This window comes from Mesorhizobium sp. WSM4308 (assembly GCF_002294905.1).
GTDB lineage: Bacteria > Pseudomonadota > Alphaproteobacteria > Rhizobiales > Rhizobiaceae > Mesorhizobium.
This window is the reverse complement of sequence record NZ_NSFW01000006.1, coordinates 256683-272627: the sequence shown is the minus strand read 5'-3', so window position 1 is coordinate 272627 and position 15945 is coordinate 256683. Positions and strand designations below refer to the sequence as shown.

Here is a 15945-nt window from a genome sequence, read left to right as displayed (position 1 = left end):
CAGGCCGATCGGGGTGGGTGCTCAAGCCATTGCGTGGCGGTGATTGGCCGAATAGTGCCCGGTCAGATGATGCTCGAGCTGCCGCTCGATGTCGGTCAAAAGGCTCGACGCGCCGAAGCGGAACAGTTCCGGTTCCAGCCATGGCCGGCCGAGCTCTTCCTTCATCAGCACCAGCCAGTCGAGCGAGGCTTTTGCCGTGGATATGCCGCCGGCCGGCTTGAAGCCGATGAGATAGCCGGTTTCCTCGAAATAGGCCCTGATGGCGCGCACCATGGCGAGGCCGACGGGCAGCGTGGCGTTGACGCTTTCCTTGCCGGTCGAGGTCTTGATGAAATCGGCGCCTGCCATCATCGCCACCATCGAGGCCAGCATGACATTGCGCAAAGTGGCGAGGTCGCCAGTGCCCAGAATGACCTTCAGATGCGCATCGCCGCAGGCAGCACGCATCGACACGATCTCATTGTAGAGCTCCCGCCACTTGGCGCCGAACACCAGCCCGCGCGGAATAACGACGTCGATCTCGTCGGCGCCGTCGCGCACCGAAGCCTCGATTTCCTGCAGCCGGGTCGACAGGGGTGCCAGGCCATGCGGAAAGGCGGTGGAGACGGCGGCGACGTGGATGCCGGTGCCACGCACGGCATCGACGGCCGTGGCGACGAAGGGGTGGTAGACGCAGACGGCAGCCGGCCGGATGGTTTCACCTGCGATGCCGAGGCCTTCGACGATATCGCGGCGGAAGGGATTGATCGCCTTGGCGCAGAGCCGGCGCACCCGCTCCTCGGTGTCGTTGGAGTTCAGCGTCGTCAGATCCATGCAGGCGACGGCGCGCAGCAGCCAGGCCGCCTGGTTGTCGGCCTTGATCGAGCGCCGCTTGGTCAGGCTGGCGACGCGCCGTTCCAGTGCCGAGCGGTTGACGCTGCGCACCGATTCCATGAAGCCGAGGTCGAGTTTCATGCCCGGATTGCGCGCAATGCGATGGTCCAGCGGCACGGGGGTGTTGGCGGCGGCGCGGGCCGGCAGCGGCGTCACCTTGGTGCCAAGATCGGCTTCGCGGATTGTGCTGCTCATCTCCTGCCCTTTCATTCAGCGACTTGCGCTTATGTCTTGGTGCGCGTCGTTTCCCGACAAGATAGCCCGTGAAGCCACGCTTCACGAGTCCTCAAGCGAGGGATAGCTGAAAAAGGCCGCAAAAGCAGCTAGTTTTTGACCGCATGGTCAAAATGCGGGTTTTAAGGTGCCGGGCGTGCGGCCCTCAGCCGACGAAGGCGCGCTCGACGACGAAGGTCGCGGGATGGCTGAGCGAGCCTTCCTGGAAGCCGAGGCTTTCGGCTAGTTCCTTGACGTCCTTGAGCATATGCATCGAGCCGCAGATCATGATGCGGTCCGTTTCCGGATTGAGCTTCTCGATACCGAGATCGGCGTAGAACTTGCCCGAGCCGATCAGCGCGGTGATGCGGCCCATGCGGGCCGATTCTTCGCGGGTCGTCGAATTGTAGAGCGTGACGCGCCCGGTGGTCAGTTCGCCGATCAGCGGATCGCTTTCCAGCGCCGCCACCAATTCCTGGCCATAGGTCAGTTCGGCATTGTCGCGGCAGGTATGGGTCAGGATCAGCTGGTCGAATTTCTCATAGGTGTCGGGGTCGCGCAGCAGGCTGGCGAAGGGCGCGATGCCGGTGCCGGTCGAGATCATGAACAGCCGCTTGGCCGGGGTCAGCGCGTCGATCACCAGCGTGCCGGTCGACTTCTGGCGCATGATGACGGTGTCACCGACCTGGATCTTCTGCAGTTCCGAGGTCAGCGGGCCGTCCGGCACCTTGATCGAGAAGAATTCCAGCTCCTCGTCCCAGGCCGGGCTTGCCACCGAATAGGCGCGGAACACCGGCTTCTCGGCATTGGGCAGGCCGATCATGACGAATTCGCCGGAGCGGAAGCGCAGCGACTGCGGGCGGGTGATGCGGAACGAGAACAGCCGGTCGGTGTAGTGCTTCACCGAGACGACGGTTTCGGCATAGACATTGGCCGGTATAGGAAACTGCAGCGGGCGGGCGCCGGCGGTGTTGAAGGCGGATGTGGTGTTCATCAAATCCAACTTTCTGGCCCAGCCGGGGACGCGGGCGCCAAACCTTTTCCTGCGCGCCCGGACCGTTCAGGTCCCGGCGTGCTGCTCGCACACTCCAAAGCGGTAAGCTCTTGTGTCCGGAATTTATTAGTATACAAACGATATTTGCGTCAAGATACCGTCGCGAAACACCTTTCCAAACTGTGCCATATCCGTAGTCCCAGCATTTCGGGTTTCGACAATGAAAGAGAATTTTTCGGTGCAGCCGCCGGATTCCCTGGGCAGCGTCGTGGCCGGCATCGATGTCGGCGGGACCTTCACCGACCTGCTTCTGATCGACGGCAAGCACGGCGGCAAGGTGCATATCGCCAAGACCCCGACGACGGTCGACAACCAGGCCTTCGGCGTGGTTTCGGCACTTGGCGCCACCGGATTTGCGATCGACGGCATCGACCTCATCGTGCATGGCACGACCACCACCACCAATGCAGTGCTGGAGCGCCGGTTGGCCAAGACCGGCATGATCACCACGCGCGGCTTTCGCGACGTGATCGAGCTTGGCCGGCGCACGCGGCCGCAACCCTATGGCATGACCGGCACTTTCGTTCCCGTCATCCCGCGCAATCTCAGGCTCGAAGTGTCGGAACGCGTCGAGGCTTCCGGCGCGGTGCGCACGCCGCTCGACGAGGCCGGGATGCGCGAGGCGGTGAAGGCGCTGATCGCGGCCGGCTGCGAATCCCTCGTCATCCATTTCCTGCATTCCTACGCCAACCCTTCGCACGAGCGGCGCGCCGCCGAGATCGCCGCCGAGCTCTGGCCGAACGGCTACATCACCACGGGCCACGCGCTGCTGTCGGAAGCGCGCGAATTCGAGCGTGGGGTGACGGCTTCCGTCAACGCCTCCGTGCAGCCTATTCTCGAGCGCTATGTCGAGCGGCTGCGCAAGGAATTGGCCGCCAAAGGCTATGCCCGCGACTTCCTGATCATGAACGGCAATGGCGGCATGATCTCGGCCCGCTTCGTCACACGTGAATCGGCCAAGACAGTGATGTCCGGCCCGGCCTCGGGCGTCATCGCCGCCGCCTATACGGGCAAGCGTGCCGGCTTCGAGAACCTCGTCACCTACGACATGGGCGGCACCTCGACCGACGTGGCGCTGATCCGCAACGCCGAGCCGGCGGTCTCCAACGAGATCGAGATCGAATATGCCATGCCGATCCATGTGCCGATGGTGGCGGTGCACACGGTCGGCGCCGGCGGCGGCTCGATCGCCCGCGTCGACGCCGCCGGCCTGATCCAGATCGGTCCGGAAAGCGCCGGCGCCAATCCCGGGCCGATCTGCTATGGCCGCGGCGGCCTCGAGCCTACCATCACCGACGCCAATCTGGTGCTTGGCCGGCTGGCGCCGAAGAAGCTGCTGGCCGTCGAAAACCCGGTCACCGTGGAGCGCGTCACCGGCATTTTCGAGGACAAGATCGGCAAGGCGACCGGCCTGTCCGGTGTCGAGGCGGCGGGTGCGGTGCTCAGGCTCGGCAACATGAAGATGGCCGGCGCCATCCGCATGGTCTCGGTGTCGCGCGGCCATGACCCGCGCGATTTCGCGCTGTTTGCCTTCGGCGGCGCCGGGCCGCTGCATGCGACGGCGCTGGCGCGCGAACTCGGCCTGCCCCGTGTGCTGGTGCCGGCGCGCCCCGGCATCACCAACGCGCTCGGCTGCGTCGTTGCCGATCTGCGCCATGACTTCGTCAACACCATCAACCAGCCGGTCGCGGTTCTGGACGAAAGTCAGCTTCATCAAGTATTGGAACGGCACCGAAACGAAGGCGAGGAGCTGATCGGCAAGGAAGCGGTGAAGCCGGAGACGATCCGCGTCACCCACTCCGCCGACATGCAGTTCGTCGGGCAGACCCATATCATCAACGTGCCGCTGCCGTCCTCGTCCGTGACCCGGCAGGAGCTGCAGGCCCTGTTCGAAAAGGCCTATTTTGCCCGCTTCAAGGTCGAGCTGCCGGAAATCCGCGCCAACCTCGTCAACCTCAACACCTCGGTCACCGGCGTGCGCCCGGCGATCGACCTGTCGCGGCTGATCGACCCGGCCGGGCGCGCCGAGACGCTGGACGAGGCGCGGCGCGAGATCCGGCCGGTCTGGTATGCAGGCCGGTGGCACGACACGCCGGTCTATATCAGGGAAAAACTGCCGCTCGATGCCGTCATCGAAGGCCCGGCGATCCTCGAACAGATGGACGCCACCACCGTGCTCGAACCCGGCGACCGCGCAAGGTCGGACGCCGACGGCAACATCATCATCGACATTGGCGAGGCCTGGGATGCCTGACATTGACATGGCAAAGCTCGACGCCATCACCCTTTCGGTCCTCCAGGCGGCCTTGCAGCAGGTCTGCGACGAGATGGACCTGACATTCTCCCGCGCTGCCTTCTCGCCGGTCATCGCCGAAGCCAACGACCGTTCCGACGGGATCTATTCCGCCGTCGACGGTTCGCTGATCGCGCAGGGAAGCCAGGGCCTGCCGGTGTTCGTCGGCGTCATGCAATATTCGACGAAAACGGTGATCGAGATGATCGCCGATGGCCGTTGCCTGGCCCCTGAGCCGGGTGACATCTACATCGTCAACGATCCCTATCTTGGCGGCACGCATCTGATGGATGTGCGCTTCGCCATGCCGGTCTACCGGGACGGCAAGATCTTCTGCTGGCTGTCCAACACCGGCCACTGGCCCGACATTGGTGGCTCGGTGCCCGGCGGCTTCTCGGCCTCGGCGACGGCGGTCGAACAGGAAGGCCTGCGGCTGCCGCCGGTCAAACTGTTCAAGAAGGGTGTGCTCGATCCCGAGATCTACGCCATCATCTGCTCCAACATCCGCGTCGCCGACCAGCGCATCGGCGACATCAGGGCCCAGGCCGCCGCGCTGCTGATCGGCCAGGATAGGCTCAATGGAATACTGGATCGTTACGGGGACGAAACCGTTGTCGAGGCGATCGCCGAACTGCGCCGCCGGGCCGCCGAGCAGATGCGCGCCAACATTGCGGCCATTCCCGACGGCACCTATCGCTCGAAGGCCTTCGTCGATTCCGACGGCGTGGTCAACGAGCCGCTGACCATCGCCCTTGCGGTGGAAAAACAAGGCGACACGCTGGTCTTCGATTTCGCCGGCTCGTCCAAGCCTTGCGCCGGACCGATGAACAGCGTGCTGGCGACGACCCTGTCCTCGGTCTATCTCGCCATGCGCCACATCTTTCCGGACGTGCCGATCAGCGCCGGTGCCTTCGAGCCGTTGATCGTCAAGCGGCCGGAAGGCACCTTCCTCGACGCCAAGTACCCAAGGCCGGTTTCGGGCTGCGCGGCGGAAGTCTCGCAGCGCATCGCCGAGGCGGTGTTCGCGGCCATGGTGCAGGCGCTGCCGGACAAGGTGACGGCGGCGCCCGCCGGCTCCAGCGGCAATTTCGCGCTCGGCGGCAACGACCCGGCGCGCGGCCGCGATTACGTCATGTACCAGATCTCCGGTGGCGGCTATGGCGGCAATTCGGGCCATGACGGGCTGACCAATGGCTGCTCGACCATCGGCATTTCAAAATCGCCGCCGGTCGAGATCATGGAGCAGGCCTTTCCGGTGCTCTATCGCCACTACGCCTTGCGCGAAGGCTCGGGCGGCGCGGGCAAGCATCGCGGCGGTTTCGGCCTCGCCTATGAGGTCGAGATCCTGCGTGGCGATGCGCGGGCCTCCTTCGTCATGGATCACGGCCGTTTCGGCCCGCAAGGCGCGCTTGGCGGCAAGGACGGCGAACCCAACAGCGTGACCGTCTTCCGTGGCGGCGTCGAACACGTGCCGCCGCATCTGTCCAAGGAGCAGGACATTCCGCTCAAGGCCGGCGACCGCGTGCGCGTTGGCACGCCCGGCGGCGGCGGTTACGGCGACCCGCGCCAGCGCGACCCGGAATTGGTCGCGCGCGACGTCCGGCTTGGCTATTATACAGCCGAGCAAGCCAAGGATTTGTTCGGGACCAAATGAACCCTCAGGGCAAGTTCAAGTGCCGTGTCTGCGGCCTCGATCAGTCCCCCGACATGCCGTGGGGCGAGAGCGGCAGAGAACCGAGCTATGCCATATGCTCCTGTTGCGGGGTGGAGTTCGGCTACGAAGACGACGGCAAGGCGCTGGCGACCGCGCATCTGCGCTTGGCGCCGATGCCGTTCTTCGATCCCGAGGGTATGAGATTGAGGGGGTAGCCCGGCTTGCCTGGAATCGTTTTGGTTTCCCCTCCGGGTCCATGATATGATTTGCGAATGAAGGCTCCCAATTCAAGAATCATCCGTTCGGCCAAGACAGGCCAGTTCGTCTTGACGAGCGTGCGCGGCGAGAAAATCAGCGCCGTGGAAGGCATGAAGCTCTCCCCTCGCATGGGTGAAATACTTAGCCAGGGCGTGCGGCGCGGACTGTCCGGTGATGAGCGGCGTTCGCTCATCAAGGAAGAAATCCGCAAAAAGAAATAGACATTGGCCTACGCTGCCGAGTTCGATCCGCTCTGCTATCCCGGCACGACGGTGCTCATCAATCTGCTGGACGTCCGCGATCAGGCCGAACTCGATGAGGTTGAGCTCGCCCTGTTCCTGACTCGCGCCGATGAGCCTCTTCCGGCAGGCGAACTCGACTACGTGCACCAGCACTTGTTCCAGGATGTCTATGGCTGGGCGGGTCAGGCGCGCACGATCCGCATCGGCAAGGCCGGCAGCTGGTTCTGTTATCCTGAGCACATAGCCAGTGAGATGGCTCGGGTGTTCCGCGAACTCGGCAACCCCGACCACCTGGCTGATCTTGACAGAGTCAGCTTTGCGAAGCATCTGGCGCACATCATCGCGGAGATCAATGCCGTTCACCCATTTCGTGAAGGCAATGGCCGTACCCATCTTACATTCCTGGCCATGCTCGCCGAGCACGCAGGCTTCACGTTCGGGTGATTCAGGCCATGATAGACAGTTTCAGTGGGTCCGAGGCACCACTACAGGCTCTCATCGAAGACATCATCGCGTAGCTCGCCGGGTCATCCCCGCCGATCCAGCCGCGCCACCAATCGATCCCCCGCCCACTGGATGCCACACACCAGGATGATCAGCACGATCACCACCGCGACCATCACCGAGGTCTCGAATCGCTGATAGCCATAGCGGATGGCGAGGTCGCCGAGGCCGCCTGCACCGATGGCGCCGGCCATGGCCGAGGCGCCGATCAGCGTCACCAGCGTCACCGTGAAGCCGGCGACGATGCCGGGGAGCGCCTCCGGCACCAGCACCTCGCGGATGATCGTCCAGCGGTTGCCGCCCATGGCGCGCGCCGCCTCGATCAGGCCGTGGTCGACCTCGCGCAGCGACACTTCGGCGATGCGCGCATAGTACGGCGTGGCGGCGATCGACAGCGGCACGATGGCCGCCCATGTGCCGATCGAGGTGCCGACGATCAGCCGCGTCAGCGGGATCAGCGCCACCAGAAGGATGATGAACGGCACCGAGCGGAAGCCGTTGATGATTGCGCCGAGCACGCGGTTGACCCACAGGCTCTCGGCGATGCCGCCGCGCTCGGTGGCGATCAGGGCAAGTCCAAGCGGCAGGCCGAAGACCAGCGAGATCAGACCGGAGGCGGCCGTCATCAGCACCGTCTCCCAGATCGACCGCAGCAGAAGCTCAAACAGGACTGGCGACATGGCCAAGCACCTCCACCCGCGCCTGGCGGGCCTTCAGGAATGTGATGACGGCAGCGAGGTGGCTTGCATCGCTGCCAGCGACAGAGAGAAACAGCGTCCCGACCGGCTGCTGCTGGATATGGTCGATGCCGCCATGGACGAGGCGGAAGGCGCCCGGAACAGCAATGGCAAGGTCGGACAGCAGCGGGCCGCTTGCCGCTTCGCCGGCCACGTCCACGCGCAGGATCGTCTCCGCGCCGGAAGCCGGCAGCAGCCGCGCCGCCAGTTCGGCCGGGAGTTGCGGCCGGATGGCGCCGAGCAGGCTTTTGGTGATGTCCGATTGCGGCTCGGCGAACACCGACCAGACCGGGCCTTGCTCGACGATGCGCCCGGTGTCGATCACCGCCACACGGTCGGCGATCGAGCGGATCACTTCCATCTCATGGGTGATCAGCAGGATGGTCAGCCCAAGCTGCCGGTTGATGTCTTTCAGCAGCGCGAGGATCGAGCGCGTCGTCTCCGGGTCGAGCGCCGATGTCGCTTCGTCCGACAACAGCAGCGCCGGCCGCGCGGCCAGCGCCCGGGCGATGCCGACGCGCTGCTTCTGGCCGCCTGACAGCGATGCCGGATAGGCCCGGGCTTTCTCCGACAGGCCAACGAGCTCGAGCAGCTCCGCCGCCCGCGCCAGCAGCTCGGCCTTCGGACGGCCCTCGATCTTCAGCGGCAGCGCCACATTGTCCTCGACCGTCTTGGCCGACAGCAGGTTGAAATGCTGGAAGATCATGCCGATTCGCCGCCGCAACGGCTGCAGGTCGCGCTCGCCGAGCCGGCTGATCTCACGGCCCTCGATGAAGACCTTGCCGGAATCGGGCCGCTCCAGCCCGTTCAGGCAGCGGATCAGCGTCGACTTGCCGGCGCCGCTGCGGCCGATAATGCCGAGGATCTCGCCCTTGCGCACCGTCAGCGAGATGCCGTCGATCGCCGGCGTGGCACCGAAGCGGCGCCTCAGGTCGACAAGGCGCACAACGTCTTGCGACAGGTCGGGTCCGGCGTGGGGCGGATCGGCGATCTCCCTGGATGCCGTGATATGCTGGTTCATACGGTTTCCTGTTCTCGCCATCGAAAACGCAAGTGCGGCCCGCGCTCAGGCGCGGACCGCATTTGCTCTCGAACCGGGCGTCCGGTCGCGGATCAATAGGCGCTGAGGCCGGTGCCCTTGTAGACCTTGTCGAACTCGGCCTTCACCGCGTCGTTCTGGTAGGAGGCCACCAGCGTCTTCACCCAGGCCGAGTTCTCATTGCCGACCTTGACAGCGATAAAGTTGCGGTAGGGATTGTCAGCGATGGGCTCCTGCGCGATGCGGTTTTCCGGCGTCAGACCGCTTTTCAGCGCCCAGTCGGTGTTGACCACGGCGGCATCGAGATCCTCGACCGAGCGGCCGACGATGCCGGCGTCGAGTTCCTTGATCTCGACCTTCTTGGGGTTCTCCGCGATGTCGGCCGTGGTCGCCAGGATGCCGGTGCCGTCCTTCAGCTTGATCACGCCCTCGTTCTGCAGCACGCGCAGCGCCCGGCCTTCATTGGACGGGTCGTTCGGCACGCCGATCACCGCGCTCTCGGGCAGATCGGCGACCGCCTTGTACTTCTTGGAGTAGAGGCCGATCGGCCAGACGCCGGTGTAGCCGACGCGCACGATGTGATAGCCTTGAGTCTTGATCTGGTTGTCGAGATAGGGCTGGTGCTGGAAGGCGTTGGCGTCGATCTCGCCGCGCTCCAGCGCCTCGTTGGGCTGGGTGTAATCGTTGAACACCACGGTCTCGATGGTCAGGCCTTTTTCGGCGGCCTGGGCAACCACGACGCGCCAGACATCCTCGTCCTCGCCGCTGATGATGCCGACCTTGATCGCCTTCTTGTCCTCGGCGAAAGACGCATGCGGCGCCACCAGGCTGCCGACCGCGACGGCGGATGCGAACAGCAGAGCCAGGCCGCTGCGGCGGTTGATGGTTGACCAAAGGGAAGATGGCAAAGTGTTGTTGACGTCGGACATGATTGATCTCTGCGGTTGTGAAGTCATGGCAGCAAGGCGGATTGCCCAGGCTTGGTCACATCGTCAGAAATTCTATCGAGTTTATCAAAGAACGTGTTTCGCCGTTCTCGGCAAAGCCCGGAATATTCTCTCAAAAATTTGAAGGGCGGGAGCACAAGACGCCATTGGATCGACCGCGGCGATGTAGCGCTGCGATCCGGGGCAATCGGGAGGGATCAGATTCTGGAGGCCCAGCGGGCCCTCACAGCGCGATCCAGGCGGTCTTCAGCTCCAGATATTTCTCCAGCGCGTGCAGTGACTTGTCGCGGCCGAAACCGGACTGCTTGACGCCGCCGAGCGGCACGGTGATGTCGGCGCCGCCATAGGTATTGACGTGGACGACGCCGGCATTGATGGCGCGCACCATGCGGTGCGCGGTGGAGAGGTTGGCGGTCCACACCGCGGAGGCGAGCCCGTAGACGGTGGAATTGGCAAGGCGCACGGCCTCTTCCTCGGTATCGAAACGCATGACGCCGAGCACCGGTCCGAACACCTCCTCGCGGGCAAGCTGCATGTTCTGCGTGACGTTTTCGAAGATCGTCGGCGCCATGTAGCTGCCGCCGGTCTCGGCCAGGATGCGTTCGCCGCCGGTGACCAGGCGTGCACCTTCGATTTGCGCCCGGGCGACGAAGCCGAGGTTCTTGTCCAGCTGTTCCGCGCTCGACACCGCGCCGATGTCGCTGGTGAGATCGAGCGGATCGCCGACCTTCAGCCGCGTGGTCGCCGAGACAAGCTCGTCCATGAAACGGTCATAGACCGATGCCTGGACGAGCAGGCGCGAGCCGGCGACACAGACCTGGCCGGAATTGCGAAAAATGCCGTTGGCCGAGACGACCGCCGCCTGCTTCAGGTCCGGGGCGTCGGCGAAGACGATGTTGGGCGACTTGCCGCCGAGTTCGAGGAAGACGCGCTTCACATTGGAGCGGGCGGAATAGTCGAGCAGCCGTCGGCCGACCGGCCCCGAGCCGGTGAAGGCGATGGCGTCGACATCCATATGCAGCCCGAGCGCCTCGCCGGTGACCGCGCCCCGCCCGGTGACGACGTTGAGCACGCCGGCGGGCAGGCCGGCCTCGGCCGCCAGTTCCGCCAGCCGCAACAGCGTCAGCGAGGCGATCTCCGGCGGCTTGACCACCACGCAATTGCCGGCGGCAAGGGCGGGCGCGACCTTCCAGGCGCCGATCATCAGCGGAAAATTCCACGGCACGATGACGCCGACGACGCCGAGCGGCTCCTTGTGGATCAGGCCCAGCACGTTCTCTGCCGTCGGCGCGATCTCGCCATAGACCTTGTCGATCGCCTCGGCGTAGTAGCGGATGGTGCCGGCCGCGGACAGCGGCTCTGCCTTGTAGGCCATGCCGATCTCGGTGCCGTTGTCGCGCACGCCGAGCACCGCCAGTTCGTCGGCATGCTTTTCGACCAATTCGGCGAGCCTGCTCAGCACCTTCTTGCGGAAGGCGGGCGCGGCGCGCGACCACGAACCCTTTTCGAACGCCTTGCGCGCCGATGTCACCGCGCGGTCGACATCAGCGGCATTGCCGTCGGCGATGCTGGCGAAAACGCGGCCGTCGATCGGCGATATCACCGGCAGCGTCGCGCCGGCTATTCCCTGCGATTGTGCGCCATCGATGAACAGGCCGCGCGTGCCGATCTCCGTGTGGCGCAGCGTGTCGATGGCATTTTGACTGATCATGATCTTCTCATTTCAGGTGGGCTGGGCGGCTTGGTATGCCGCCCAGATATTTCGCTCAATCCTTCAGCGGCAGGCCGAGGCTCTCGAAGGCGACCGGGTCGCGGCCTCGCAGGGCGCCGGCCAGCAGCAGCCCGACTACCGCGGCGATCAGCACCAGCCCGGGCAGGAACACGCCGAGGAAGCCGCCGGCGCCCGACAGGCTGCCGAAATTGATGACGATCAGATAGATGATGATGACGAAGGCGATGAAGGTCAGCCCGGGCAGGATGGTGGTCTTCACCGCGTTCTCCTGCGCCGACGGGTTGGCGCGGAAATACATCACCACGGCCAGCGAGGCCACCGCCATCATGACGATGACGCCGAGCGTCGCGACATTGGTCAGCCAGGAAAACAGCGCCAGCACCGGATCGAGGCCGAGCACGGCGAACAGGCCGACGACGAGGGCAGCAAGCACGCTCTGGATCACCGAGGCGACATGCGGGCTCTGATGCGCCGAATGCGTCACGCCGATCGACTGCGGCAACAGCTTCTCGCGGCCAGAGACATAGATGTAACGGGCGACCGCATTGTGGAACGCCAGCACGCCGGCAAACAGGCTCGACACGAACAGGATGCTCATGGCGTGGGTCAGCAGCGTTCCGGCGTAGCGGTCGGACAAGCCGAACAGGAAGGTCGTCGGATCCTGCAGGCCTTGCAGCGCCGGCAGCAATTTGTCGACGCCGGCGCCCACCGCCATCAGCCAGGCGGTGACCATGTAGAACACGCCGATCAAAAGCACCGAGAAATAGGTGGCGCGCGGAATGGTGACCTTGGGGTCGCGGGCTTCCTCGGCATAGATCGTCGTCGCCTCGAAGCCGATGAAGGCGGCGAAGCAGAACAGGATGGCGATGGCCGGTGCGCCCGAAATGATCTGGCTCCAGCTGAACGGCGCGGCCGACAGGCCGCTGTCGCCGCCGGTCTTGAGGATCGTCAGATCGAGGATCAGCACCACGGCATATTCGCACAGCACCAGAACCGTCAGGATCTTGGCCGACAGGTCGACCTGGCGGTAGCCGAGCACGGCGACGATGGCGATGGCGATGAAGCTCCACACCCACCAGGGCAGGTTGATGCCCCAGCCGGCGAACAGGCCGGAGGTGGCTGCACCAAGCAGGCCCATGACGCCGATCTGCATGGCATTGTAGGACAGGATGGCGATCAGCGCCGTGGCGCCGCCGGCGAAACCGCCCAGGCCGCGCGCGGCATAGGCATAGAAGGCGCCGGCATTGCCGACATGGCGCGACATGGCGACATAGCCGACCGCGAACAGCAGCAGCAGCACCGTCACGATCAGGTAGGTGCCGGCAAAGCCCGCGCCATTGCCCATCAGCATGCCGAGCGGCGTGCCGCCGGCCACCGCCGTAAGGGGCGCGGCCGCCGAGATCACCATGAAGGTGATGGCGCCGACGCCGAGACTGTTCTTGCGCAGCCTGTTGGCCGGCGCCTGTTCCGAAACTGCTGTCATTGGTCCCTCCTGTTTGCAAACCGGTTTGGCTCGCCGGCCGAATGGCCTGTCCCATATGCTCTGGATGCTGGTTCATTATTTGAACCGTTATTTTGAATATAGACTTGCAAACCAAGCGGCTTGCTGTCAAGTTAATTCACACGTTAATTGATTGCCCCTGCTGGGAGGCAAATGCCGGGAGGACGCATTGGGTACGGTCGGCAAGGCGATTTCACTTCTGGAGCTGTTCACCGTGGCCGAACCCGAACTCGGGCTGAGCGATCTGGCGCGCCGCTCGGGCTTCGACAAGGCAACGACGCGGCGGCTGCTGGTGGCGCTGACGGGCCATGGCTTCGTCGAGCAGGACGCCGCCACGCGGCACTACAGGCTCGGTGCCGGCCTGTCGCGGCTGGCACGCATCCGCGAGGCGCGCTTCCCTTTCCTGCGGACCGCGGTACCGCTGGTGCGGGATCTGGCCAGCGCCACGGCCGAGACCGTGCATCTGTCGGAATTCGGCATCGACAGGCTGGTCACCGTCCATGTCGAGCATCCGGCCCGGGCGAACCGCGTCAACATCGATATCGGCCAGCTTCTGCCCCTGCATTCGACCGCGTCGGGCATCGCCTATCTGGCCTTTGCCAGGGATGAGGCCGTCAAGGCATGCCTGGCGGGTCTTCTCGAAGCCTTCACGGCGCACACGCTGACCGAGCCCGCGGCCATTTCCCGTTCCATGGCCGAGGCGCGCGAACGCGGCTATTCGATCTGCGATCAGGGCCTGGAAGAAGGCGTCATATCCGTCGCGGCGGCAATCCTGGCGGCGGACGGCTTCGCGCTCGGCACCATCGCGGTGGCCGCGCCGAAGGCCAGGACGACGACGGCCGACATCACGCAACGCGGACTTGCGGTCATGGCAACGGCACGGGAGATTTCGATGCGCCTCAATGGCGACAATCTGCAAAGTCTGAGGAGGCAGGCCTGATGTCCGCAGAGACCGCGCCCCGCATCCTGGTCATCGGCACCGGCGACACCAAGGCCGACGAATTGCTGTTCATGAAAGCCTGCATCGAGGCATCGGGCGGCAGCGCCGTGATGATGGATGTCAGTGTGCTGGGCAATCCGCCCTACAGCCCTGATCACGACAAGCACGCCGTGGCCCGGGCCGTCGACGTGACGATCGAGGAGATCGTCGCGAGCGGTGACGAGAACACCGCCATGACGCTGATGGCGGGCGGGGCCGTGCAACTGGTGCGCCAGCTGCACCGCAATGGCGAGATCGACGCCTTCATCGCCATAGGCGGCTCGATGGGTACTGACCTGGCGCTCGACGTCGCGCTTTCCCTGCCGCTCGGCGTGCCGAAATTTGTCGTCTCCACCATCGCCTATTCGCACCTGATCCCGCCCGAACGCGTCGCGCCGGACCTGATGATGATCCTCTGGGCCGGCGGGCTCTACGGCCTCAACTCGATCTGCAGACTGGTCCTGTCGCAGGCCTGCGGCGCGGTGGTCGGCGCGGCCAGGATCTTGCTGGAGAACCGCGCCTCGGCCCCGGCGATCGGCCCCACCATCGGCATGACGTCGCTCGGCAGCTCCTGCCTGCGCTACATGAAGACGCTGAAGCCGGCGCTGGAACGCCGCGGCTATGATGTCGCCGTCTTCCACACCACAGGCATGGGCGGCCGCGCCTTCGAATCGATCGCCGGCCAGGATCATTTCTGCGCCGTCTTCGATTTCAGCCTGCAGGAGATCACCAACCATCTGGCCGGTTCCGTCGTCTCCTCCGGCAATGACCGGCTGGAAAATGCCGGCGCTCGCGGCATTCCGCAGATCGCCGCCCCTGGCGCGGTGGACATGGTCGACCTGCCGACTTGGCAGGATTTGCCGGCTAAATTTTCCGAGCGCCCGTTTCACGCCCATAACAGGCTGATCGCCTCGATCACCGTCGATGCCGACGACCGCCGCGAGGTCGCCAGGACCATCGCCGCCAAGCTCGGCGCCTCGAAAGGGCGCTCCGCCCTCATCCTGCCTTCCCAAGGCATCCAGGAGTGGGACATGCCGGGCGAGCCGCTTTATGAGCCGGAAGCCCTCGCCGCCTTCGTCGACGAGATGCGCAAGGCGATTTCCCCCGAAGTCGAGTTCCACGAGATCGACGCCCATATCAACAGCGACGATTTTGTCGCCAAGGCACTGGAGATCTTCGACCGCTGGGTCGAGGAAGGCATCATCCCGCGCGGCATGCCGGCCAAGGGGGTGGCAGCGTGAGCGCTGCTCCGGCCCAGGCGCTCGTCCTCGATTTCGGCGGCGTCGTCACCCGCACGCTGTTCGAGACCCATGCCCTGACCGAACAGGCGCTCGGCTTGAAGCCGGGAACGCTGCAATGGCGCGGCCCGTTCGATCCAGCCAGCGATCCGCTGTGGCGCTCGATGCAGGCCGACGAGATCAGCGAGCGTGACTATTGGCGCACCCGCACCAGTGAGGTCGGGCGTCTCGTCGGAGAGGACTGGCAGGCAATGGAAACCTTCGTCCAGCGCGCACGGGGGGCCGAGCCGGAAAAGGTGGTGCGGCCCGAAGCCGAACATGCCATCCGCGCCGTTCATGCCGCCGGCTTTCGCCTGGCGATCCTGTCCAACGAACTCGACCTGTTCTACGGTGCCGATTTTCGCCGGCGGCTGCCGCTGCTCGGCCTGTTCGACGTGATCGTCGACGCCACCTATACCGGCATCCTCAAGCCCGACGCCCGCGCCTATGGTTTCGTCACCGAGGCGTTAGGCCTGCCTGCCGAGGCTTGTGTCTTCGTCGACGACCAGCAGCGCAATGTCGATGGCGGCCATGCCGCCGGCATGCGCACGGTGTATTTCGACGTTGCCCGGCCAGCGCTTTCCTACGCCGAAGCCCTTGCCCATTTCGACCTCGTCCCAGTTGCCTGAGACCATTTGCGGA

Annotated in this window: 14 protein-coding genes; 7 read left to right on the top strand and 7 right to left on the bottom strand. The window is 64.9% G+C overall.

Going from position 1 to position 15945, the window contains the following annotated elements:
- Window positions 1–21: 21 nt before the first annotated feature.
- Both deoC and CK227_RS13765 read right to left on the bottom strand, forming a co-directional pair.
- Window positions 22–1068, bottom strand: a complete 1047-nt coding sequence (gene deoC / locus CK227_RS13770) for a deoxyribose-phosphate aldolase (protein ID WP_010912704.1) — start codon at window positions 1066–1068, stop codon at window positions 22–24.
- Window positions 1069–1252: 184 nt separating this feature from the next.
- Window positions 1253–2080: a ferredoxin--NADP reductase gene (locus CK227_RS13765; protein WP_095773334.1), complete on the bottom strand. Its 828-nt coding sequence runs from the start codon at window positions 2078–2080 to the stop codon at window positions 1253–1255.
- A gap of 220 nt (window positions 2081–2300) precedes the next feature.
- Here CK227_RS13765 and CK227_RS13760 point away from each other — a divergent pair, with 220 nt between their 5' ends.
- The 4 genes from CK227_RS13760 to CK227_RS13740 all read left to right on the top strand — a co-directional run bounded on the left by CK227_RS13760 (window position 2301) and on the right by CK227_RS13740 (window position 7031).
- Window positions 2301–4394, top strand: a complete 2094-nt coding sequence (locus tag CK227_RS13760) for a hydantoinase/oxoprolinase family protein (RefSeq protein ID WP_095773333.1) — start codon at window positions 2301–2303, stop codon at window positions 4392–4394.
- A 7-nt stretch (window positions 4395–4401) separates the two neighbouring features.
- The gene (locus tag CK227_RS13755; protein WP_095773448.1) at window positions 4402–6087 is read left to right on the top strand and encodes a hydantoinase B/oxoprolinase family protein; all 1686 of its coding nucleotides are present in this window, start codon (window positions 4402–4404) and stop codon (window positions 6085–6087) included.
- A 272-nt stretch (window positions 6088–6359) separates the two neighbouring features.
- The gene (locus tag CK227_RS13745; RefSeq protein WP_095773331.1) at window positions 6360–6566 is read left to right on the top strand and encodes a hypothetical protein; all 207 of its coding nucleotides are present in this window, start codon (window positions 6360–6362) and stop codon (window positions 6564–6566) included.
- 3 nt (window positions 6567–6569) lie between these two features.
- Entirely contained in the window at window positions 6570–7031 is a 462-nt protein-coding gene (locus CK227_RS13740; RefSeq protein ID WP_348628967.1) for a Fic family protein, read from the top strand.
- Window positions 7032–7114: 83 nt separating this feature from the next.
- On the opposite strand, the gene CK227_RS13735 is transcribed toward CK227_RS13740, so the two are convergent.
- From CK227_RS13735 to CK227_RS13715, 5 genes are all read right to left on the bottom strand, one after another.
- On the bottom strand, window positions 7115–7771 hold the full coding sequence (locus CK227_RS13735) for a methionine ABC transporter permease (RefSeq protein WP_095773447.1): 657 nt from the start codon (window positions 7769–7771) through the stop codon (window positions 7115–7117).
- Complete coding sequence (locus CK227_RS13730) at window positions 7752–8849, bottom strand: methionine ABC transporter ATP-binding protein (RefSeq protein WP_095773330.1); 1098 nt, start codon at window positions 8847–8849, stop codon at window positions 7752–7754. The genes CK227_RS13735 and CK227_RS13730 overlap by 20 nt, the downstream gene beginning before the upstream one ends.
- 92 nt (window positions 8850–8941) lie before the next feature.
- Entirely contained in the window at window positions 8942–9796 is an 855-nt protein-coding gene (locus CK227_RS13725) for a MetQ/NlpA family lipoprotein (RefSeq protein ID WP_095773329.1), read from the bottom strand.
- A 241-nt stretch (window positions 9797–10037) separates the two neighbouring features.
- On the bottom strand, window positions 10038–11525 hold the full coding sequence (locus CK227_RS13720) for an aldehyde dehydrogenase (RefSeq protein WP_095773328.1): 1488 nt from the start codon (window positions 11523–11525) through the stop codon (window positions 10038–10040).
- 55 nt (window positions 11526–11580) lie between these two features.
- Window positions 11581–13029 carry an APC family permease gene (locus CK227_RS13715; protein ID WP_095773327.1) on the bottom strand — a complete coding sequence of 483 codons (1449 nt, stop codon included), beginning with the start codon at window positions 13027–13029 and terminating at the stop codon, window positions 11581–11583.
- Between the two features lie 187 nt (window positions 13030–13216).
- Between CK227_RS13715 and CK227_RS13710 the strand changes: the two genes are divergently transcribed.
- The 3 genes from CK227_RS13710 to CK227_RS13700 are packed head-to-tail and all read left to right on the top strand — an operon-like array spanning window position 13217 to window position 15932.
- Entirely contained in the window at window positions 13217–13987 is a 771-nt protein-coding gene (locus CK227_RS13710; protein ID WP_095773326.1) for an IclR family transcriptional regulator, read from the top strand.
- Window positions 13987–15267: a Tm-1-like ATP-binding domain-containing protein gene (locus CK227_RS13705; RefSeq protein ID WP_095773325.1), complete on the top strand. Its 1281-nt coding sequence runs from the start codon at window positions 13987–13989 to the stop codon at window positions 15265–15267. The genes CK227_RS13710 and CK227_RS13705 overlap by 1 nt, the downstream gene beginning before the upstream one ends.
- Window positions 15264–15932 carry an HAD-IA family hydrolase gene (locus CK227_RS13700; RefSeq protein ID WP_095773324.1) on the top strand — a complete coding sequence of 223 codons (669 nt, stop codon included), beginning with the start codon at window positions 15264–15266 and terminating at the stop codon, window positions 15930–15932. Before CK227_RS13705 ends, CK227_RS13700 begins: the two co-directional genes overlap by 4 nt.
- Window positions 15933–15945: the final 13 nt, after the last annotated feature.

Excerpts from the sequence above, each read along its gene's own strand:
- deoC (WP_010912704.1), bottom strand. The coding sequence starts at position 1,068 with ATGAGCAGCACAATCCGCGAAGCCGATCTTGGCACCAAGGTGACGCCG.
- CK227_RS13730 (WP_095773330.1), bottom strand. The coding sequence starts at position 8,849 with ATGAACCAGCATATCACGGCATCCAGGGAGATCGCCGATCCGCCCCAC.
- CK227_RS13760 (WP_095773333.1), top strand. The coding sequence starts at position 2,301 with ATGAAAGAGAATTTTTCGGTGCAGCCGCCGGATTCCCTGGGCAGCGTC.
- CK227_RS13745 (WP_095773331.1), top strand. The coding sequence starts at position 6,360 with ATGAAGGCTCCCAATTCAAGAATCATCCGTTCGGCCAAGACAGGCCAG.
- CK227_RS13705 (WP_095773325.1), top strand. The coding sequence starts at position 13,987 with ATGTCCGCAGAGACCGCGCCCCGCATCCTGGTCATCGGCACCGGCGAC.
- CK227_RS13715 (WP_095773327.1), bottom strand. The coding sequence starts at position 13,029 with ATGACAGCAGTTTCGGAACAGGCGCCGGCCAACAGGCTGCGCAAGAAC.
- CK227_RS13735 (WP_095773447.1), bottom strand. The coding sequence starts at position 7,771 with ATGTCGCCAGTCCTGTTTGAGCTTCTGCTGCGGTCGATCTGGGAGACG.
- CK227_RS13720 (WP_095773328.1), bottom strand. The coding sequence starts at position 11,525 with ATGATCAGTCAAAATGCCATCGACACGCTGCGCCACACGGAGATCGGC.
- CK227_RS13725 (WP_095773329.1), bottom strand. The coding sequence starts at position 9,796 with ATGTCCGACGTCAACAACACTTTGCCATCTTCCCTTTGGTCAACCATC.
- CK227_RS13765 (WP_095773334.1), bottom strand. The coding sequence starts at position 2,080 with ATGAACACCACATCCGCCTTCAACACCGCCGGCGCCCGCCCGCTGCAG.
- CK227_RS13755 (WP_095773448.1), top strand. The coding sequence starts at position 4,402 with ATGGCAAAGCTCGACGCCATCACCCTTTCGGTCCTCCAGGCGGCCTTG.